Genomic DNA, 20,863 nt, shown 5'->3' with positions numbered 1-20,863 from the left:
CTCAGTTGGCGCCGACGGTGACGACCGGGGCGCCGGTCGAGGTGTCGTCCGCGGGCATCTCGGCGGCCAGGCGGTTGGCCTCCTCGATGAGCGTCTTCACGATCTCGGCCTCGGGGACGGTCTTGATGACCTCGCCCTTGACGAAGATCTGGCCCTTGCCGTTGCCGGAGGCGACGCCGAGGTCGGCCTCTCGGGCCTCACCGGGCCCGTTCACGACGCAGCCCATCACGGCGACGCGCAGCGGCACGCTCATGCCCTCGAGGCCGGCCGTGACGTCGTTCGCGAGCGTGTAGACGTCGACCTGGGCGCGACCGCAGCTCGGGCACGACACGATCTCGAGCTTGCGCTCGCGGAGGTTGAGCGACTGCAGGATCTGCAGACCGACCTTGACCTCCTGCGCGGGCGGAGCGGACAGCGACACGCGGATGGTGTCGCCGATGCCCTCGCCGAGGAGGATGCCGAACGCCGTGGCCGACTTGATCGTGCCCTGGAACTCGGGGCCCGCCTCCGTCACGCCGAGGTGCAACGGCCAGTCGCCGCGCTCGGCGAGCAGGCGGTAGGCCTTCACCATGACGACGGGGTCGTTGTGCTTGACCGAGATCTTGAAGTCGTGGAAGTCGTGCTCCTCGAAGAGGCTCGCCTCCCAGACGGCGCTCTCGACGAGGGCCTCCGGGGTGGGCTTGCCGTACTTCTGCAGCAGGCTCGGCTCGAGCGAGCCGGCGTTGACGCCGATGCGGATCGAGACGCCCGCGGCCTTCGCGGCGGCGGCGATCTTGCCGACCTGGTCGTCGAACTTGCGGATGTTGCCCGGATTCACGCGGACCGCGGCGCACCCGGCGTCGATCGCCGCGTAGACGTAGTTGGGCTGGAAGTGGATGTCGGCGATCACCGGGATCTGGCTCTTCTTCGCGATGATCGGCAGCGCCTCCGCATCGTCGCGGCTCGGCACGGCGACCCGCACGATGTCGCAGCCCGAGGCCGTGAGCTCGGCGATCTGCTGGAGCGTCGCGTTGATGTTCGTCGTCGGGGTCGTGCACATCGACTGCACACTGACCTGGGCGTCACCACCCACGAGCACCTTCCCGACCTTGATCTGGCGGGACTTGCGGCGGGGGGCGAGGGTCATGGGCACCTTGGGAAGACCCAGATTCACTGCTGGCACCCGCCCATCGTACGCGCGCCGCCCGACGCTCCGTCCGCTCGCCGCGTCTTCCCAGCCGCCGCCCGACTCCCGAGGCGCTCAGCGGACAGAGCCACCCGCCCCGAGCCGCCCGAGAAGATCCTTCGCCGTCGCCGAGGTGAACGGACGGATCGCGTGCCAGCGATCCGACCTAGCCGACCGCACGACGCTCCTGGCAACGCAACCACCCTGCGAGGCCGACCGCGGCACGCCGCCAGTGGCCTGCCGTCGCCGCAGGCGAGGCGAACGGACGGATCGCGTGCGAGCGATCCGTCCTAGCCGTACGCAGGACGCTCCCGAGAACCCAGCCACCTCGGAGAGCCGACCGCGGCACGCCGGGCAGGGACCGGCGTGCGAATCAGAACAGCCGTATCGGCTTCACGATGTCGGCGTAGATGAGCAGGGCGCTCATCCCGCCCAGCAGCAGCACGACCGCGTAGGTCAGCGGCAGCAGCTTCGCGATGTCCACCGGGCCCGGGTCGCGCTTCCCGAAGAGCTTCGCGATGCGTCGGCGCAGCCCCTCCCAGAGGGCTCCGGCGATGTGACCGCCGTCCATCGGGAGCAGCGGGACGAGGTTGAAGACGAACAGCGCCACGTTGAGCGAGGCGAGCACGCCCACCATGGTCTGCACCTTCGACACCACGGGCAGCTGGTCGGAGGCGGCGATCTCGCCGGCGATGCGGCCGACGCCGACGACGCTGATCGGCCCGTTCGCATCGCGCTCCTCCGGGCCGAAGGCCGCCTGCGCCACGTCGAGCAGCCGCTGCGGCAGGTTGAGGATCACGCCGGCGACACTCGCGACGTTCTGCCCGACCGTCTCCGGCACGGCGGTGATCGGCTGCTGGACCAGCGCCTGCGCGGGCGAGATGCCGATGAAGCCGACGGTCTGCGTCCGGACGGCTCCCGAGGAGTCGAGCACGGGGCTGCCCGCGTCGTCCACCACCGCCACCTCGTTCTCGGCCGGGGTGATCGAGAGGGTGAGGCTCGTGCCGTCCCGGTCGATCTCCACGGCGAGGGGCGTGCCGGCCGACTCGCGGATGATCGGGGTCAGGTCGTCCCAGGAGGAGACCGCGGTGCCGTCGATCGAGACGATCCGGTCGCCCGGAAGGAGCCCCGCCGCGGCGCCCGGAGCCAGCGGGTCGTCGGGCGAGCAGGTCTCCGCGCTGGACTGGGAGGCGGGGACGACGCACTGCGAGACGGTGGAGATCGTCGAGGTGTTCTGGGCCACTCCGATGCCGCACAGCAGGACGGTGAAGAGGACGGTCGCGATGAGGAGGTTCATGAAGGGGCCGCCGAACATCACGATCACCCGCTTCCAGACCGGGAGGCGGTAGAAGGCGCGGTGCTCCTCCCCCTCGCCGATGGTCTCGGCGCTGGCGGCCCGCGCCTCGTCGATCATCGTCGAGTAGGCGCCGCGTCGCGGTTCGGGTGCGGACTCGTTGCCATTCAGCCCGTTGAAGAAGCCGGTGCTCGACTCCGCGACCCGGTCGCCGGGGTGCTTCGGCGGGTACATGCCGATCATCGCGATGTAGCCGCCGAGCGGCAGGGCCTTGATCCCGTACTCGGTCTCGCCGCGGCGGCGCGAGTAGATCGTCCTGCCGAAGCCGATCATGTACTGAGTGACCTTCACCCCGAAGAGCTTGGCCGGCACGAGGTGCCCCACCTCGTGCAGGGCGATCGAGAGGGCGACGCCCACGGCGATGATGACGACGCCGAGGACGAAGAGCAGCACGGATTCCACCGCATCACTGTAGGCCGGAGCGGCGCGTGCACGCTGGGGTGCGCCTGCACGATCCCGATGAGTCGGGCCATCCGCGGGCGCTCACCGCGGAGCAGTCCGAACGGGGGGGCGCGACCGGTGATGCGGTCCGCGGAGGCGCCCGCCTAGAGTGCGATGGGCGAACGGTCGCCCTCCTCGAAGGAGCGACATGAAAAGACTGCCGACACTCGCGGCCGCTGGAGCAGTCCTGCTCGCGATCCTCGCGACTCCGCTGAGCGCTGCGGCCGCGCAACCCGCCGAGATCAGCATCTCCGGCGAGGTTCGGGTGATCGGCCCGACCGGAGCGGTCCTCCCCTTCGAGCGCGTGACCGTGCGCGCCTTCTCTCTGCACGGTGATGTGGTCGCCGAGTCGTACGGCACAGGGGGCTTCGCGCTGAACGGACTCGCCGAGGGGAGCTACGTGCTCCGCGCCGAGGCCGCGGAGGTCGCCCCCGGCTGGTACGGCGGCGCGTCCGCGCGGAGCGCGGCCACCGTCGTCTCCGCCAGCACGGAGACCGCCGACATCGTGCTGCGACCGGGGGGATCCGTCTCGGGGACCGCGCGGTTCTCGGGAGCACTGCCCGCCCAGCGCCCCGACATCGCCATCACGCCCTATTTGCAGGATCCGGCGACGGGAGGCTGGGAGCGGATGAGCACCAGCGCGTCGGTCGACTTCTCGGTCCAGGACGACCCGTCCTTCCGGCTCGAGCATCTCGCCCCCGGCCGCTACGCACTCCGCGCTCACCAGTGGACGGCGGAACCGGCCTACGGCGACGAGTGGTGGTCGGGCGCCTCTTCCTCCGACGGCGCCGCACTCGTCGACGTCGTCGCGGGAGCCGAATCGACCGGCGTGTCCTTCGTCCTTCCACCGTGGAAGTGGGCCCTTCCTCGCATCGACGGCCGTGACCGGTACGACACCGCGGTGCGCCTCACGGCCTCGGAGTTCGAGCCCGGCCTGCCCGTCGTGTACGTGGCCAGCGGGGCGACCTGGCCCGATGCCCTGAGCGCGGGCCCCGCCGCGTCGGCGCTCGGGGGTGCGCTCCTGCTCACGGACCCCGCCTCGCTGCCCTCGACCGTGGCAGCGGAGCTGACCCGCCTGCGTCCGACGAGGGTCGTCGTGGTCGGCTCCGAACTGACGGTCAGCGCACCGGTTCTCGACGCGATCGCGCGGGCGTCCGGAGCCCCGACTCAGAGGATCGGAGGGAAGGACCGCTACGACACGTCGCGCCTCCTCGTCGACGACGTCTTCGATCGCGATCGCACCGCCCAGGTCTTCCTCGCGACGGGCACGAACTACCCCGACGCGCTCAGCGTCGGACCGATCGCAGGACGACGGCACGAGGCGGTGCTCCTCGTGGACGGCGCTCAGCCGACGGCCGACGCACCGACCCGGCGACTCCTCGAGGACCTCTCGCCCGGCACCCTCGTGGCCCTCGGTGGAGAGCCGTCGATCCGGCAGTCCGTCCTCGATTCGCTCGCGCAGGGTCCGTGGACGATCGACAGGATCGCCGGCCGCGACCGTTCCGAGACGAGCTCCTGGCTCGTCGGCGAGTACCCGACGACGAGCGAGATGCGCTACGTCGTGACCGAGGGGGGATTCGCCGACGCTCTGGCCGTCTCGAGCGTCGCCGCCGCGAAGGGCGCGAACGTGGCCCTGACCCGCTCGGACTGCATGCGGGCAGCGATCCCAGGCAATGCGCGGCACAGCGCGATCGACACTCTCGTCCTCGTGGGCGGCCTCGGGACTCTCGGGCCCGAGGTCGCCGCACTCGCTCCGTGCCGTGGCTGACGTGGGGAGCACGATGCGCCTGACGGCACTCGGTGCAGCGCTGACGGTCCTCGCCGGGCTCTCGACCCCCGTACCCGCCTCGGCTGCCCCCCTCGACGAGCCGCCGACGCTCACGGTCGCCGTCCGGTACGTCGACGTCGACGGACGACCCGCGTCCGGCCCGGCGATGACCTCGTTCGAGCTCCGCGGTGCCGACCCCGATGGTGTCGGCTCGGACGGCCCCTGGAGCGGGTCCTCGACCTCCGTCTTCGGCGACACGATGACCTGGACGGGCCTGCGGCCGGGCGCGTTCACGGTCCGGGCCTCGGCTCCGTCGTGGGGTGCGGCGTGGTTCGGCGACACTCCGCTCGCGTCGCAGGCGCAGGTGATCGTCCTCTCCCCGGGCGAGGACGATCGGGTGGAGATCGAGCTGCGCCCCGGTGCCGTCGTCTCGGGCCTCGTCACGAGGGGCGGGAGCGTGGACGCTTGGCTCCAGGATCCCGACTCCGGCACCTGGGAGAGCATGGGCCGGGTTTCGAACGTCATCCGCGACGACGACACCTACACCCTCGAGTCGCTCCCCGCGGGGGACTACGTCCTCCGCGCCGAAGACAGCACCGACTGGAACCGGGTTTTCTCCGACCGCTATTGGAAGGACTCCCCGACTCTCGCGGGCGCCACGACTGTGCGCCTGGGCGCAGGCTCGACGACCTCCGGCATCGATCTGAGGCTCCGACCCTGGCAGACCGTCTCGGATCGGATCGCCGGCTCCGACCGGTACGCGACGGCGGTGGAGGTGTCGCGATCCGCTTTCACGGATCCCGTGCCCGTCGTGTACCTCGTCAGCGGAGCGAACTGGCCGGACGCCCTGAGCGCCGGTCCGGCCGCCGCCGTCGGGGACGGCGCACTCCTGCTTACCGACCCGCGGACCCTGCCCGGCGTGGTCGAGGACGAGATCCGCCGCCTCTCCCCCGAGCGCATCGTCGTCGTCGGATCGCCCCTCAGCGTGTCCTCCGCCGTCGAGGCGCGCGCTCAAACGCTCGCACCGGACGTCGAGCGGCTGGGCGGCCGCGACCGCTACGAGACGTCCCGCCTGGTCGTCGAGGACGCCTTCGCCGGTCGGCCGGTCGAGAACGTCTTCCTCGCCACAGGCACCAACTTCCCCGACGCGCTGGCGGTCGGGCCGGTAGCGGGGATCGACGGCGATCCGGTCGTCCTCGTCGACGGCGCCCGCGACCGTCTCGACGAGCCGACCCGCGAGCTCGCCACTGGGCTCTCACCTCTCGGCATCCAGGTGATCGGCAGCGCCGCGGCGGTCTCGGACGGGATCCTCCGCGAGCTCGAAACGGAGGAGACGAGCACCGACGTGCGACGTGTGGCCGGCGGCGACCGGATCGCCACGAGCGTCGCCGTCAATGAGGCTAATCGCGGCGATCCGCTGAACGACCGCGCCTTCCTGGCTCGCTCGGACGGGTTCGCCGACGCGCTCGGCGCGATCGCCGCCGCGAGCGCCCTTCGCGTCCGGACCTATCTGACCGACGACGACTGCGTGCGCCCCGCGGTCTTCGATTCCGCGCGTCGGGAAGGAATCGACCGGTTCACGCTCCTGGGCGGCTCGGGCACGCTCTCGCCGTCGGTCGCCGCGCTCACGCGCTGCAGTTGACCGCGCGCGCTCAGGCCGACGCGATCCGCTCGTCGGCCGTGCGCCGCGCCCAGGTCTCCGCCGCGGCGAGCGACTCCCGAGTCAGAGCCCCGTCGACGGAGTGCGCGTCGACGACGGCCTCCACCGTCGCGAGGATGTCGAGGTAGCCGATCCGGCCCAAGTGGAACGCCTGCACCGCCTGCTCGTTCGCCGCGTTGAAGACGGCCGGGTACGACGCCCCGGCGACGCCGACCTTCTTGGCGAGGCGGACGGAGGGGAACGCCTCCTCGTCGAGGGGCTCGAAGGTCCAGGAGTGCGCGCGGGTCCAGTCCAGCGGCGCGCCGACGCCCGCGACCCGGTGCGGCCAGTCGAGGCCGAGGGAGATCGGGAGCCGCATGTCGGGCGGCGACGCCTGGGCGAGCGTCGAGCCGTCGACGTACTCGACCATCGAGTGCACGACCGACTGGGGGTGCACGGTCACGTCGATCCGCTCGTAGGGGATGTCGAAGAGCAGGTGCGCCTCGATGACCTCGAGGCCCTTGTTGACGAGCGTCGACGAGTTCGTCGTGACGACGAGTCCCATGTCCCAGGTCGGGTGCGCGAGCGCCTCGGCGGGGGTCACGTCCCGGAGGGAGGAGCGGTCGCGCCCGCGGAAGGGCCCACCGGACGCGGTGAGGACCAGGCGGCGGACCTCCCGGTGCTCGCCCGCGAGAAGGGCCTGCGCGATCGCCGAGTGCTCGGAGTCGACCGGCACGATCTGCCCGGGGGCCGCGATCGAGGTGACCAGCTCGCCGCCGACGATCAGCGACTCCTTGTTGGCCAGGGCGAGGCTCCGCCCCTCCTCGAGCGCGGCGAGGGTCGGTCCGAGCCCGACCGAGCCGGTGATTCCGTTCAGCACGACGTCGGCGTCGACGCTCCGGACGAGCTGCTCCGCCTCGTCCGCGCCGAACGCGGTGTGCTCGACGCCGAACGCCCGGGCCTGCTCGGCCACCGCCTCCCGGTGGGAGCCGGCGGCGAGGCCGACCACCTCGAAGCGGTCGCGGTTCGCCCCGATGACGTCGAGGGCCTGCGTGCCGATGGACCCGGTCGAGCCGAGGATGATGACCCTGCGCATCCGCCCATCCTGGCACGGCGCGCAGAGCTGCTCCCGGGTCAGCTCACCGCGAGGATGTCGATCACGAAGACGAGGGTGTCGGTGCCGGAGATGCCGGCGTTCGCGTTGCCCGCCTCTCCGTAGCCCTGGGCGGGCGGGATCACGACGAGCACCTGCGAACCGACGGTCTGCCCGACGAGCGCCGCCTTGAAGCCCTCGATCACGTCGCCGGTGCCGAAGGAGGCGGGCGTGCCGGTCCCCCAGCTCTGGTCGAACACCTCGCCGGTGCCCCAGACGGTGCCCTGGTACTGCACGATCAGGCTGTCGCCGTCGGCGACCACCTGGCCGTCGCCCTTCTTCAAGACGCCCAGCTGCAGCTCGGTCGGCGGGTCGGTCTCGGGGATCGCGACGGTCGGGGTGCCGTCCTCGGCGAGCTCGACGGTGGGCAGGCCGTCGACCGGCGGCTGCGGAGCCCCGGTCGCGGTGGTCGGGACGATCGCCTCGACGTCGATCACCATGACGATCGAGTCGTCGGCCCCGACGCCGAAGTCGGCGCTGCCCGCGTCGCCGAAGGCGTCCGCCGGAGGCACCACGGCCACGACGCGGGAGCCGACGGTCGCGCAGTTCACGGCCTTCACGAGGCCCGAGAGGTACTGGTCGGTGTCGACGGCGAACGCGGCGCGGCCACCGGAGGCGTAGGTGCTCGCCGAGAACTCGGCTCCGCTCGTCGCGTTGTAGAGGGTGTAGTCGACCAGGACGGTGTCGCCCTCCTCGACCTCGTCGCCGGTGCCCTCGATCGCGGTCGTGCGCTCGGTCTCGTCGACGCTCAGCGGCGAGGGGAAGACGGTGACCGGCTTCGTCGCGAAGTCGCCGCTCGTCTCGACGGCCGCCGAGGCGTCCCCCTCCGACACGCAGGTCAGCGGAGTGGGCGACGCGCTCGGCGCCGCCTCCTCCGCACCGCCGGTGCAGGCCGTCAGGCCCAGGGTCGCGCCGACGACGGCGAGGATCGCGAATGCTCTGCGCACGGGGTGCCTTTCCTGTCCGGTGCTGCCGGACGACGTTCGGGAATGCCTCCATGGTCCGTCACGCGCCTCTGGACGACCTGGGCGCGGAGCGTCGGAGCGCCCCTGCAGGAGCGCCGCCTACGATTGGGGCATGCGTGAATTCTCGGTCCCCCAGTCCCGCGCGCTCGTCACCGAGCTCCCCGGCCCGCGCTCGATCGCCCTGCAGGAGCGTCGCGTCGCGAGCGTCTCGCGCGGTGCGGGCACCCTGGCGAACATCTACATGGACCACGCCTCGGGCGCCGTCCTGGTCGACGTCGACGGCAACCGCCTCATCGACCTCGGCTGCGGCATCGGAGTCACGACCATCGGTCACGCGCACCCCGCGGTGGCCGCCGCGGCCGCCGCCCAGGCCGAGAAGCTCACCCACACGCTCTTCACGGTGACCCCCTACGAGAACTACGTCAGGGTCGCCGAGAAGCTCGCCGAGATCACCCCCGGCGACTTCGAGAAGCGCTCGATCCTCGTGAACTCCGGCGCCGAGGCCGTCGAGAACGCCGTGAAGATCGCCCGCAAGTACACCGGCCGCCGCGCGATCGCCTCGCTCGACCACGCCTTCCACGGCCGCACGAACCTCACCATGGCGATGACCTACCGCCCCTGGCCCGAGCGCGCCGGCATGGGCCCCTTCCCCGGCGAGATCTACAGCCTCCCGATCAGCTACCCGTTCCGCGACCCCGAGGGCATGACGGGCGAGGAGGCGGCCGAGCGCTCGATCGACTACATCCGCACGCACATCGGCGCGCAGGAGCTCGCGGCGCTGTTCGTCGAGCCCATCCAGGGCGACGGCGGCATCATCATCCCGGCGCCCGGCTACTTCCAGCGCCTCTCCGAGTTCTGCACCGAGAACGGCATCGTCTTCGTCGCCGACGAGATCCAGGCCGGCATCGCCCGCACCGGCGCGTGGTACTCCATCGAGCACCACGGAGTCGTGCCGGACCTGATCACGACCGCCAAGGGCATCGCGGGCGGCTTCCCGCTCGCGGCCGTCACCGGTCGCGCCGAGATCATGGACGCCGTGCAGCCCGGCGGCATCGGCGGCACCTTCGGCGGCAACCCCGTCTCGACGGCGGCGGCGCTCGCGACCTTCGAGGCCATCGAGACCGAGGGCCTGCTCGAGGAGGCGCAGCGCGTGGAGCGCGCGCTGTGGGCGCGCATCGGCGACTGGGCCGAGCGCTTCCCGGTCGTCGGCGAGGTGCGCGGCAAGGGCGCCATGTTCGGCGTCGAGCTCGTCCACCCCGGCACCAAGAGGCAGAATCCGGAGGCGCTCACCGCGGTCCTGAAGCACGCGACCGCGAACGGCGTCATCCCGCTCGACGCGGGCAGCTGGGACAGCGTCCTGCGCATCATGCCCAGCGTCGTCATCAGCGAGGAGCTCATCGACGACGCGATGTCGGTCATCGAGGAGGCGCTCGCGCAGCTCGGCTGAGCCTCCCCTCCCGCCGGTCGCGCGCATGACCGGCGGGGCATGCGACCGCCGGTACTGTCGGGCGGATGCGGACCGACGACGACCACGACGCGCCGACCCCACCCGGCATCGGCCTCTCGGCGAGGTTCGCCCGCTTCGCGATCGGCGGGGTCGGCCGCGTGGTCTACCGCCCGATCGTCGAGGGGCGCGACAACGTTCCGCTGACGGGCCGCGTGATCCTCGCCGCCAACCATCTGTCGTTCATCGACTCCCCCGTGCTGACGCTCCTCGCGCCGCGCCCGGTGCAGTTCCTCGCGAAGGCCGACTACTTCACCGGCACCGGACCCCGCGGCGCCCTCTCCCGGTCCTTCTTCACGGCGGTCGGCGCCGTCCCGGTCGAGCGCGGGGCCGGACAGGCGGCGCAGGAGGCGCTCGACCTCGGTCGCGCGATCCTCGAGCGCGACGAGGCGTTCGCCGTCTACCCCGAGGGCACCCGCTCGCGCGACGGCCGGCTCTACCGGGGCCGCACGGGAGTGGCGTGGCTCGCGCTGACGACCGGTGCTTCCGTGGTCCCGGTCGGGCTGATCGGCACTCAGGAGCTGCAGCCCGTCGGCTCGGTGATCCCGCGCCTGCACCGCATCACGGTGCGCTTCGGCGACGCGCTCGACCTCTCGCGGCACGGCTCCGCCGACTCAGGTCGCGCCCGCCGTCACGCGACGGACGAGGTCATGACCGCGATCCACGCCCTCTCGGGGCAGGAGGCGGCCGGCGTCTACAACGAGTCGCCGCCGACGACCACGGCCGAGCGCATCCGGCGCGCGCTGCCGCACGAGCGCCGCTGAGCCCCGCGGGAACGGTCAGCCGGCGGCGACCGTCTCGGGTTCGTGCGCTACGGGGAAGGCGACGGAGTTCGCGATGAAGCACAGTCGTGCGGCCTCACCGTGCAGCGACTGCGCCAGCTCGATCATCGATGCGTCCGCGACCGTCACCCGGGGGCGCAGGGTCGCCGAGGCGAACCGCCCTCCGTCGCCCTCCTGCACCATCCGGCCGACCGCGTCGTCCGAGTAGTCGGTGACGACCACTCCGTTCTTCACGGCCACGTGGAGATAGGAGAGGAGGTGGCACTGCGCCAGGGCGGCGAGCAGCATCTGCTCGGGGTTCCACCGGTCGGCGTCCCCGCGGAAGGGCTTGTCAGCCGACCCCGCGATCGCCTCGCGTCCCTCCGCCCGCACCGTGCTCTGCCGCCCGTAGTCGCGGTAGCCGCTGGTGCCGGTGCCCCGGTTGCCGTCCCAGACGACGGAAACCGCGTAGTGGTGATCGATCTGCATCGGATTCCTTCTTCCCCTGGCTGGATCGGGCCGGTCTCGTCGGTCTGGACCCCTGCCCCCGGCAGTGCCGCGGGTAGGATCGCAGGACCATGACAGACACGCTCGCCCCCCAGGTTCCCACGTCGGCAGTCCCCCAGGAGAGGCTCGTCGCGACCGAGATCCCCGGACCGCGCTCGAGGGCCCTGCACGAGCGACGCCTGGCCGTGGTGCCCACGGGAGTCGGCACCGCCCTGCCGGTCTACATCGACCGCGCGCACGGCGCGATCCTGGTCGACGTCGACGGCAACCGCTTCATCGATCTCGGAGCGGGCATCGGAGTGACCACCATCGGCCACACGGACGACGCGGTCGTCGCCGCCGCGACCGAGCAGCTCGGCCGCCTTACGCACACCCTCTTCACCGTCACGCCGTACGAGCCCTACATCCAGGTCGCCGAGCTGCTCGGCGAGCACACGCCCGGCGACTTCGCCAAGAAGACCGTCCTGGTCAACTCGGGCGCGGAGGCGGTCGAGAACGCGGTCAAGATCGCGCGCAAGCACACCGGTCGCCCCGGGGTGGCGGTCCTCGACCACGCGTACCACGGCCGCACGAACCTGACGATGGCCATGAACTTCAAGGCCCTGCCCTACGGCCTCGGCTTCGGCCCCTTCGCGAGCGACATCCACCGCGCGCCGAGCTCCTACCCCTACCACGACGGTCTCTCCGGCGCCGAGGCGGCCGAGCGCACGATCTCCTACCTCGAGAAGACGGTCGGCGCCTCCGCTCTGGCCTGCCTCGTCGTCGAGCCGGTGCAGGGCGAGGGCGGATTCATGGTGCCCGCCGAGGGCTACCTCCCGGCGCTGCAGGAGTGGTGCACCGCGAACGGCATCGTCTTCGTCGCCGACGAGATCCAGTCGGGCATGGCCCGCACCGGCGCCTGGTTCGCGAGCGAGCACTTCGGCCTCGTCCCCGACCTCGTGCTCTCGGCCAAGGGCATCGCGGGCGGGCTGCCGCTGGCCGGAGTGACGGGTCGGGCCGAGATCATGGACTCCGCGCAGGCGGGCGGACTCGGCGGCACCTTCGGCGGCAACCCCGTCGCGGCTGCGGCCTCCGTCGCCGTCTTCGAGCGCATCGAGCGCGAAGGACTGCTCGCCGAGGCCGACCGGATCGGCGCCCGTCTCGGTGCCGCTCTGCGAGAGCTGCAGGAGCAGTACGACATCATCGGCGACGTGCGCGGGATCGGCGCGATGATGGCGATCGAGCTCGTCCTGCCCGGCACCGCCACGACCACGAAGATCCCGAACGCGGCGGCCGTGACCGCGATCACCGAGTACGCGGCCTCGCACGGCGTCCTCGTGCTCAGCGCGGGCACCTACGGCAACGTGGTCCGCTTCCTGCCCAGCCTCGCCCTCACCGACGAGCTGCTCGACGACGCGGTGTCGGTCCTCCGCGACGCCTTCGCCACGCTCTGACGGGATTCCTCCGCACTCGACGGCCCGGACCCCGTACGAGGGGTGCCGGGCCGTCGGGCAAGATGGGGGGATGTCTGCAGGAACCTTCACCGTCGCGGAGTCCGTCGAGCTCGCCGTCGTCGAGCGCTCGGGATTCGTCGAATCCCGCCACGCGGGCTCGGCCGTCCTCCTCGACAGCGACGGCCGGGTCGCCCGGACCCTCGGGAACCCGGCGGCGCCGATCCTCCCCCGCTCCTGCCTCAAGCCCTTCCAGGCCCTCGCCGTCATGACTGCCGGGGTCGAGCTGAACGCCGCGGAGGCCGTGATCGCGACGGCGAGTCACGCCGGCCTGTCGCAGCACGTCGCCCTGGTGCAGAACCTGCTCTTCCGCGCGGGGCTCGACCACACGGCGCTGCAGTGCCCCGCCGACTGGCCGAGCGACTCCGCGAGCCGGGCGCAGCTCCTCCGGGCCGGTGCGGCGAAGGACCCGCTCTACATGAACTGCTCGGGCAAGCACGCGGCGATGCTGCTCGCCTGCGTTCAGAACGGCTGGAGCACGGACGACTACCTCGAGCGCACCCACCCGCTGCAGCAGCACATCGTCGACACGATCGAGCGGCTGACCGGCGAGCGGATCGCGGGGACGGCGATCGACGGCTGCGGCGCACCCGTGCACGCGCTGCCGCTGACCGCACTCGCGAAGGGGATCTCGCGGATCGTCTCCTCCTCTCCGTCGTCGCCGTTCGGCCTCTACCGGCAGGCGGGGGTGCTGACGAACGCGATCCTCGAGAACGCCTGGGCGCTCGACGGACCGGGGCGCGACAATACCGTGGTGATCGAGCGGCTCGGACTCGTCGCCAAGCTGGGCGCCGAGGGCGTGCTGATCATGGCCTCGCCGGACGGCACGACCGTGGCGCTGAAGATCCTGGACGGCAGCCTGCGCGCGGCGACGGTCGTCGCGCTGAAGCTCCTCGTCGAGGCGGGCACGGTCGAGCGTGCCGCGGCGAACGAGGTGCTCGTCCGCCTGAACCCGGTCGTCACGGGCGGCGGACGTCCGGTCGGCGCGATCCGCGCCTCCTACGTCTGAGCCGCCCGCTCTACCGATCGTCCTCTCCGCTTCTCACTGCTCCTTCGCGAGCCGCTTGGCGCGCGCCGCCGACGACACCTGGGTGACGACGACGATCACGATGGCCAGCAGGAACACCGCCGAGGCGATGACGTTCGCCTCCGCCGGGATCCCGCGGGCCGCGGCGATGTAGATGTACTTCGGGAACGTCGTGACCGAGCCGGAGTTGAAGTTCGTGATGATGAAGTCGTCGAAGCTGAGCGCGAAGGACAGCAGCGCCGCGGCGAGGATCCCGGGGAGCAGCAGCGGGAACGTGATCCGCCAGAACACCTGCCCGGGCGAGGCGTAGAGATCGCGGCCCGCCTCCTCGAGCTTGGGGTCGAGGCTCGCGACGCGGGCCTTCACCGTCACCACCACGAAGCTGATGCAGAACATCGTGTGCGCCAGGATGATCGTGACGAGGCCCTTCTCCGCTCCCACCGTGAGGAACTGGGCGGCGAGTCCCGCACCGAGGACGACCTCCGGGGTCGCCATCGGCAGGAACAGGAGCAGGCTGATCGCGGACCGGTACCGGAACCGGAAGCGCACGAGCGCGATGGCGATCATCGTGCCCAGCGCCGTCGCGAGCACGGTCGCGACCGCCCCCACGAGCAGGCTGTTGCCGAAGGCGGTCATCACCTCCTCGCTCGTCCACGCCGAGATCCACTTGTCGAAGGTGAACCCGCGCCAGGCGATGTTGCTCTTCACGGAGTCGTTGAACGAGAACACGAAGGTGTAGCCGATGGGGATGAGCAGGAAAATCAGCGCGAGGGCGGTGTAGACGCCCAGACCCAGTCCCGTGAATCGGCGCGGGCCGCGCACGGGCGCCGGCGCCGGGGCCCCGAGGGCTTCCTGCGCGCTGGCGACGGGCCGATCGGCGGTAGCGGTCACAGCAGGTCCTCCGTTCCACTGCGCTTCACGTAGAAGCCGACGATGACGAGGATCACGGCCATCAGCACGATCGAGAGCGCCGCCGCAGCGGGGTAGTTCTCGAGCGTGAGGAAGTTGGCCTCGATCGCGTTGCCCACCATGGACGTCTGCGAGGATCCGAGGAAGTCGCGGCTGGCGTTGATGTAGTCGCCGGCCGCCGGGATGAAGGTCAGCAGGGTGCCCGAGACGATGCCCGGCATCGAGAGCGGCACGGTGACCTTCCAGAACACGGATGCGGGATGGGCGTAGAGGTCGGAGCCCGCCTCGAGGAACCGAACGTCGAGCCGCTCGAGCGAGGTGTAGAGCGGCAGCGTCATGAACGGGATGAAGTTGTAGGTGATGCCGAAGATCACCGCGATCGGCGTCCCGGTCAGGTGGCCGTCGGCCGGGAGGATCGCGACGGCCTTGAGCCCCTGCACGAGCGGGCTCTCGTCCGCCAGGATCTGCTTCCACGCAAGGGTCCGCAGCAGGAAGCTGATGAAGAACGGGGCGATGACGAGGGTCAGCAGCAGGTTCTGCAGCAGCGGCCACGGCCGCGCCTTGACGCCGATGAAGTACGCGAGCGGGTAGCTGATGACGAGGGCGAGGACCGTCGCGATCAGGGCGTACCCGAAGGACCGCAGCGCGTGGGGCCAGTAGTCGGCCATCACCACGAGGTAGTTCTGCCACGCGAACCCGGGGGCGTACTCGCCGATGTCGCCGTCCGGGATCTCGGCCTGGAACGACGTGAGCACCAGCGAGATCAGCGGCGCGAGGAAGAACAGCAGCATGTACGCGATGCCCGGCAGCAGCAGGACCAGCGCGAGGGTCGAGCGCTTGCGGACCGGCGCGTCCAGCGGATTCGCGGGTCCGGACGCGAACGCGGCGAAGGCCATCCCTACGCTCCCGCTCGCCCGGCGAGCAGGCCGCGCTTCTGCAGTGCGATCGCGCGGGTCGAGTCGTCGGCGTCGAAGCGCGGCACGGAGCCGGGCTCGTCGGCGAGGCCGAAGCCGTGCTCGGTGCTCCAGCTCACCCAGACCTGCGCTCCCTCCCCCACGACCGGGCCGAACACCATGTTCTGCGCGAACACGACGACGGGACCGAGGCCGGGGATCTGGAGGGTGTACTGCGTGCTGACCCCGCTGAAGGACACGTCGACGACGACACCGGGCCCGAGCACGTTCCGGTCGGGGAGGTCCCCCGGCGCCTCGGTGAGCAGCAGCAGCTTCTCGGGACGGATGCCGATCGTGATCTCGCCGCTCGTGCGCGCGGACCGGGCCGCCGGGACGGTGATGCGGTGACCGCCCGCCTCGACCGTGAGAGCGCGGTCGGTCGAGCCCACGACCTCGCCGGTGAACAGGTTGGACTGGCCGAGGAAGTTCGCGACGAACGCCGTGCGCGGCAGCTCGTAGAGCTCCTCCGGAGCGCCCATCTGCTCGATGCGGCCCTTGTTCATCACCGCGACGGTGTCGGCCATGGTCATGGCCTCCTCCTGGTCGTGCGTGACGTGGAGGAAGGTCAGGCCGACCTCCTCCTGGATCGACTTGAGCTCGAGCTGCATCTGCCGGCGGAGCTTGAGGTCGAGGGCTCCCAGCGGTTCGTCGAGCAGGAGGAGTGCCGGACGGTTGACGATGGCCCGGGCGAGGGCGACCCGTTGCTGCTGCCCGCCCGAGAGGGAGGCCGGGCGGCGCTGCGCGAGATGGTCGAGCTCGACCAGGCGCAGCGCCTCGTGCGCCTTGCCGACGGGGTCGTCGATCTTCCGGCGCTTGAGCCCGAAGGCGACGTTCTCGAGGATCGACATGTGCGGGAACAGCGCGTACGACTGGAACACGGTGTTGACCGGGCGCTGGTAGGTCTTCGTCGCCGTGACGTCCTCCCCGCCGATGAGGATCCGGCCGGCGGAGGGCTCCTCGAGCCCTGCGACGAGTCGGAGCGTCGTGGTCTTCCCGCAGCCCGAGGGGCCGAGCAGCGCGAAGAACGAGCCGGCGGGGATGGTGAGATCGAGCGAGTCGATGGCGGTGAATCCGGGGTACTGCTTGCTGATCCCGACCAGCTGGAGGTCGGCGCCGCTCTCGGCGAAGGTTCCCGTCGCCATCAGATGCCCAGCAGCACTTTCTGGAACTCCGCCTGGTAGTCCTTCTCCTCCGACGCCGTGAGCGTCCGGAACACGTGCGCCTGCGACAGCGTCTGCTCGTCGGGGAAGATCAGCTGGTTCTCGGCCAGCTCCGGGTCGATGCTCTCCATGGCGTCCTTCGCTCCGTCGACGGGGGTGATGTAGTTGACCCAGGCGGCCACCTCGGCGGCGACCTCCGGCTCGTAGTAGTAGTTCATGAGGGCTTCCGCGTTGGCTTTCCGCTTCGAGCCCATCGGCACGACGAACGTGTCGTTCCAGAGCGTGCCGCCGGAGTCGGGGAGAGCGAACTCCCACTTGTCGCCCGCCTCCGCGTTGATGAGCGTGATGTCGCCCGACCAGCAGATCGCCGCCAGGGTGTCCTCGTTCTGCAGGTCGTTGAGGTAGGCGTTGCCCTTGATGTTGCGGATCTGGCCGTCGTCGACCTGCTTGCGGAAGACGTCGATCGCGTTCATGAACTCGTCGTCGCCCCAAGTTCCGGCGATGTCCGTGCCCTGGGCCTGCATGATGAGTCCGATCGTGTCCCGCATCTCGCTCAGCACGCCGACGCGTCCGCGCAGCTCCGGGTCCCACAGGTCGTCGACGCTGCGCAGGCCGTCCGGCAGCTTCTCCTTGTTCCAGCAGATCCCCGCGAACCCCGCCTGCCACGGCAGCGAGAGCCGACGGCCCGGATCGAAGTCCGGGTTGGCGAGCGAGGCGCTCAGATTGGCGATGTTCGGGATGTTGGCGTGGTCGAGCTCCTGGACGAAGCCGCGCCGGACGAGCCGCGAGACCATCCACTCGGTCAGGCACACGGTGTCGGCGCCGATGTACTGGCCGAGGGCCAGCTGGTCCTTGACCTTGCCGTAGTAGGAGTTGTTGTCGTCGACCGCCACGTTGTAGGTGACCGAGATCCCGGACTGCTCCTCGAAGGCCAGCAGCGTCGGGTAGGCGCCGTCGTCGTCCTCGTCGAGGTAGGCGGGCCAGTTGTCCCAGACCAGTCTCGGGTCGGCGGCCGATCCGTCGGCAGCCGCCGTGGGAGCCGGGCGGCTGACCGGCGCGCAGGCGGCGAGCGCGAGAGCACCCGCTCCGAGCCCCAGTCCGCCGAGGACGGCACGCCGTGACAGCATCGCGCGCCGCTCGCGCTCTCGGGAGCGGGCGACGGCGATCGCCTCGCGGAGGACGGGATCCCTCGGGAGGGGACGGGTCATGGCTGCGGCTCCTGACTTCGTCGGTGCGCGTGCTCACCGGCGTGAACGTGGGGAAATACTGGCACAGCACCGATCGGCCTGTCGACGCGCGACGGACGGAATCGGGCATTCGGAAACATGATTGTCACGAATTCCGCGCTCATACGCCCTTCAGACCACGGATTCCCGAAGTCGCCGCCTCGTTCCTCGAGCTGTCGGGCCACCGCGACCGCCGTAACCGTCCGCCCTCCTCGAGCACGAGGCTGCCGGGCGTGCAGAGCGGAGCGACCGGCAGCGGGCCGAGGACGGTCCGCGCCTCGAGCGGCGGCACGTCCAGCACGACGGCCCCGTCCCTGCGGATCCCGGCGAGCAGTCCTCGGGCGGTCGCCCACTCGGCGACCGTCCCGAGGATGACCGAGGAGCGCTCCCCGCCGTCCGCGGCGAGCGCCTCCTCGACGGAGAGCACGGGAGCCGTACCGTCCAGCATCGTGCGGAGCGCTCTCGACGAGTTCGTGAGGATCGCCACCCGGGCGGCACCGACCGGTAGCGGAGGAGGGAGGCGCCGCTCACGCGCGAGAGCCGGCCGGCTGCACTCGAAGACCTGCAGCCGGTCGCCGTGCCACCATCCCCCGCCCGGAGGGAGCTCGGCGCGGAAAGGCTCGCCGTCGACGGCGAGCAGCTGATGGTCCTGTCTGCTCGCGGCCCTGAGCAGCAGCACGTCGTCGACTCCGTCGCGGAGCGCGGCGATCCCGTCGGTGGTCCGTCTCGCGGAGACGACGATCCGCCGCCGCCCCGATCGCACGGCGGTCTGCAGCGAGTCGAGCAGACGGCGCCGCTCCTCGTCCGAGCATCGACGCAGCAGCAGGTCCAGGTCGTCGAGCAGCAGAGGCGTCTCTCCCCCTCGATCGGACACCACCTCGTCCCAGATCTCCTCGGCGTCCTCGGCACCGAGCACCGGAGGAGCACCGAGCTGCTCGGCGAGCATCCGCAGAGTGCTCGTGCGGCCCGTTCCGGCCGCGCCGAGCACGAGAAGGGAGGGGCGAGTCAGGACGACCGCCTCCTGGGTCTGCTCGGTCGGCCGGTCGACGACGCCCAGCAGCAGACCGGCGCGGTCGTCGGGCGGGACGCCGAGATGCGAGGGAAGAGGATCGAGCCACGGCCGGTGGACCGGCACGTCGGCGTCGCCGGCCGCGATAGCGAGTGGGATGTCTCCCGGCCCCGCGAGCGCGGTCTGCACGAGCGTCCGTCGTCCACCGGCGGACACGACGCAGCGCCCCGGAGAGGCGTGCGGGATCCTCGCGGCCGCATCCGTGCCGAGCAGCGCCCGCGAGTCGGCGGCGTCGTGCACGCGCAGCGCGATCCGGAGCCCGCAGTTCGCCGCCACGGCGTCGCGCACGACCCCGATGGGACGCTGCGTGCACAGCACGAGGTGGACACCGAGCGATCGGCCCCGCGCCGCGATGTCGGCGAAGGCGCGGTGCAGGTCCGGTGACCGTTCGAGGACGACCGCGCACTCGTCGACCACCACGACCAGGCGGGCCAGCGCACCCCGCGGCAGACGTGCGATGTCCGGCACACCGTGACGGGCCAGGACCACCTCCCGCCTCCGCAGCTCCGCCGCGACGCTCGCGAAGGCGCGGTCGGCACCGTGCGGATCGAGGTCGGTGATGACTCCGGTGACGTGCGGCACGCCCGCGAGCGGAGCGAATCCCGCGCCGCCCTTGAAGTCGGCCAGCAGGAACGTCACGGCCGCCGGGTCGTACCGGGCGGCGAGCGCCAGCACCCAGGCCACGAGCAGCTCGCTCTTCCCGCTGCCGGTCGTCCCTCCGACGATCGCGTGGGGCCCGTCGGCGACGAGATCGACCTCGACCGGACCGTCCGCGCCGATGCCGAGGACGACCGGTAGACCGGGTCCGCCGCCGACGCGGCGGAGTGCCCCGAGTTCGACCAGGCTCACGGCATCGGGAACAGCGCGCGCGCTCACGGGGGAGCTCGCGCCGGCGAGAGCCTCGGAGTAGCGGCGCGCCTCCTGCGTCGAGACGTAGCCGACCGACAGGTCCTCCGTCCGACCGACGGCCTCCCTTCCGATCACCCGATCACCGCCCGGCCCGCCGAGCTCGACGACGCACCGGCACGCAGGCGGCAGGTCCGAGGAACGGCTCGCCAGGACGACGAGCCGCTCGCTCTCGCTTCCCACGCCGCCGTCGTCCACCTCGACCACGCGCCAGACTGCACCCGGAGCATCGCCGCGCGCGTGGGGTGCGCTGCGCAGGCAGTCCCACTCCGGACCCGGAGGGAGGACGACGGCGAGCTCCTCCGGCGGGACGAGCTCCAGTGCCTGGATCAGGAGCCCTCGGGCGAAGGCGCGGGTCAGCACCGGAGGACCCGCCACTCCGATCCCCACGGTCGCCGGCGTGCGCAGCGGCGCCTCCGCCATCGGCGCACCGGTCCCGGACGAGAGCACGCCCCTCCCCAGCACCACGGCGAATCCCTCCGCGCGTCGCCGCCACCTGGTGTCGGCGGGAAGCCCTCCTCGGAGGATCTCCCGCGCGTCCGGCGCCTCCGCCCGCAGCTCGGCGAGCCGGTTCCTCTCCCGCTCCGCGAGCGCCTCCCTGTAGGCGGCGGACTCCCGCGCGTAGCGCTCGTCCTCGGCGCGCTCGGTTCTGCGTCGCACGCGCTTCGCGTCGAGGGAGGAGGCGATGACGACGACCGGCCCCAGCGCGGCGAACGCCAGCACCGTCGGCGACCGCGTCACCGCGAACAGGACCGCCGCCGACAGGACCGGGGCGAGAGCAGCGATCCACGGGAACGGCGGACGCGGCGCGGGAGCAGGCGGTCGGGGCGCGGAGAGCTCGGGGAGGTGGTTCATCCCCCCATCAG

At 71.5% G+C, this 20,863-nt stretch carries 16 protein-coding genes; 6 read left to right on the top strand and 10 right to left on the bottom strand.

The window, feature by feature from the left end; all coding sequences use genetic code 11:
• Window position 1: 1 nt before the first annotated feature.
• Together ispG and C1I63_RS12160 are read right to left on the bottom strand one after the other, a co-directional pair.
• Window positions 2–1,162, bottom strand: coding sequence for a flavodoxin-dependent (E)-4-hydroxy-3-methylbut-2-enyl-diphosphate synthase (gene ispG / locus C1I63_RS12165; protein ID WP_082481773.1), 1,161 nt, complete (start codon window positions 1,160–1,162; stop codon window positions 2–4).
• A 376-nt stretch (window positions 1,163–1,538) separates the two neighbouring features.
• Window positions 1,539–2,921, bottom strand: a complete 1,383-nt coding sequence (locus tag C1I63_RS12160) for a M50 family metallopeptidase (protein WP_211315619.1) — start codon at window positions 2,919–2,921, stop codon at window positions 1,539–1,541.
• A gap of 187 nt (window positions 2,922–3,108) precedes the next feature.
• Between C1I63_RS12160 and C1I63_RS12155 the strand changes: the two genes are divergently transcribed.
• Window positions 3,109–4,728 carry a cell wall-binding repeat-containing protein gene (locus tag C1I63_RS12155; protein ID WP_107574957.1) on the top strand — a complete coding sequence of 540 codons (1,620 nt, stop codon included), beginning with the start codon at window positions 3,109–3,111 and terminating at the stop codon, window positions 4,726–4,728.
• Window positions 4,721–6,370 (top strand): cell wall-binding repeat-containing protein, encoded by a 1,650-nt coding sequence (locus tag C1I63_RS12150; RefSeq protein ID WP_170116381.1) that lies wholly within the window; start codon window positions 4,721–4,723, stop codon window positions 6,368–6,370. Before C1I63_RS12155 ends, C1I63_RS12150 begins: the two co-directional genes overlap by 8 nt.
• Before the next feature lie 10 nt (window positions 6,371–6,380).
• On the opposite strand, the gene C1I63_RS12145 is transcribed toward C1I63_RS12150, so the two are convergent.
• Together C1I63_RS12145 and C1I63_RS12140 are read right to left on the bottom strand one after the other, a co-directional pair.
• Window positions 6,381–7,463, bottom strand: coding sequence for a 1-deoxy-D-xylulose-5-phosphate reductoisomerase (locus C1I63_RS12145; RefSeq protein WP_107574955.1), 1,083 nt, complete (start codon window positions 7,461–7,463; stop codon window positions 6,381–6,383).
• 38 nt (window positions 7,464–7,501) lie between these two features.
• A complete protein-coding gene (locus C1I63_RS12140) occupies window positions 7,502–8,467 on the bottom strand; it encodes an FKBP-type peptidyl-prolyl cis-trans isomerase (protein ID WP_107574954.1) in 966 nt (321 codons plus the stop codon).
• Between the two features lie 130 nt (window positions 8,468–8,597).
• Between C1I63_RS12140 and gabT (C1I63_RS12135) the strand changes: the two genes are divergently transcribed.
• Window positions 8,598–9,932, top strand: coding sequence for a 4-aminobutyrate--2-oxoglutarate transaminase (gene gabT, locus C1I63_RS12135; RefSeq protein ID WP_107574953.1), 1,335 nt, complete (start codon window positions 8,598–8,600; stop codon window positions 9,930–9,932).
• A gap of 65 nt (window positions 9,933–9,997) precedes the next feature.
• A complete protein-coding gene (locus C1I63_RS12130) occupies window positions 9,998–10,753 on the top strand; it encodes a lysophospholipid acyltransferase family protein (protein ID WP_107574952.1) in 756 nt (251 codons plus the stop codon).
• A 15-nt stretch (window positions 10,754–10,768) separates the two neighbouring features.
• Here C1I63_RS12130 and C1I63_RS12125 read toward each other — a convergent pair whose 3' ends face one another.
• Entirely contained in the window at window positions 10,769–11,239 is a 471-nt protein-coding gene (locus C1I63_RS12125) for an OsmC family protein (protein ID WP_107574951.1), read from the bottom strand.
• A gap of 89 nt (window positions 11,240–11,328) precedes the next feature.
• Between C1I63_RS12125 and gabT (C1I63_RS12120) the strand changes: the two genes are divergently transcribed.
• A complete protein-coding gene (gene gabT / locus C1I63_RS12120) occupies window positions 11,329–12,690 on the top strand; it encodes a 4-aminobutyrate--2-oxoglutarate transaminase (protein WP_107574950.1) in 1,362 nt (453 codons plus the stop codon).
• 70 nt (window positions 12,691–12,760) lie between these two features.
• Window positions 12,761–13,756: an asparaginase gene (locus tag C1I63_RS12115; RefSeq protein ID WP_055794664.1), complete on the top strand. Its 996-nt coding sequence runs from the start codon at window positions 12,761–12,763 to the stop codon at window positions 13,754–13,756.
• A gap of 33 nt (window positions 13,757–13,789) precedes the next feature.
• Here the strand turns inward: C1I63_RS12115 and C1I63_RS12110 are convergent, their stop codons facing one another.
• From C1I63_RS12110 to C1I63_RS12090, 5 genes are all read right to left on the bottom strand, one after another.
• Window positions 13,790–14,569, bottom strand: coding sequence for an ABC transporter permease (locus C1I63_RS12110; protein ID WP_200919693.1), 780 nt, complete (start codon window positions 14,567–14,569; stop codon window positions 13,790–13,792).
• Window positions 14,570–14,661: 92 nt separating this feature from the next.
• Window positions 14,662–15,579: an ABC transporter permease gene (locus C1I63_RS12105; protein ID WP_055794668.1), complete on the bottom strand. Its 918-nt coding sequence runs from the start codon at window positions 15,577–15,579 to the stop codon at window positions 14,662–14,664.
• 2 nt (window positions 15,580–15,581) lie between these two features.
• The gene (locus tag C1I63_RS12100; RefSeq protein WP_107574949.1) at window positions 15,582–16,778 is read right to left on the bottom strand and encodes an ABC transporter ATP-binding protein; all 1,197 of its coding nucleotides are present in this window, start codon (window positions 16,776–16,778) and stop codon (window positions 15,582–15,584) included.
• Window positions 16,778–18,004, bottom strand: a complete 1,227-nt coding sequence (locus C1I63_RS12095; protein WP_055794671.1) for an ABC transporter substrate-binding protein — start codon at window positions 18,002–18,004, stop codon at window positions 16,778–16,780. The genes C1I63_RS12100 and C1I63_RS12095 overlap by 1 nt, the downstream gene beginning before the upstream one ends.
• 139 nt (window positions 18,005–18,143) lie before the next feature.
• Complete coding sequence (locus C1I63_RS12090) at window positions 18,144–20,852, bottom strand: FtsK/SpoIIIE domain-containing protein (RefSeq protein ID WP_107574948.1); 2,709 nt, start codon at window positions 20,850–20,852, stop codon at window positions 18,144–18,146.
• Window positions 20,853–20,863: the final 11 nt, after the last annotated feature.

It is taken from the genome of Rathayibacter caricis DSM 15933 (assembly GCF_003044275.1).
GTDB classification, from domain to species: Bacteria; Actinomycetota; Actinomycetes; order Actinomycetales; family Microbacteriaceae; genus Rathayibacter; species Rathayibacter caricis.
This window is presented reverse-complemented; position numbering and strand designations above follow the sequence as displayed.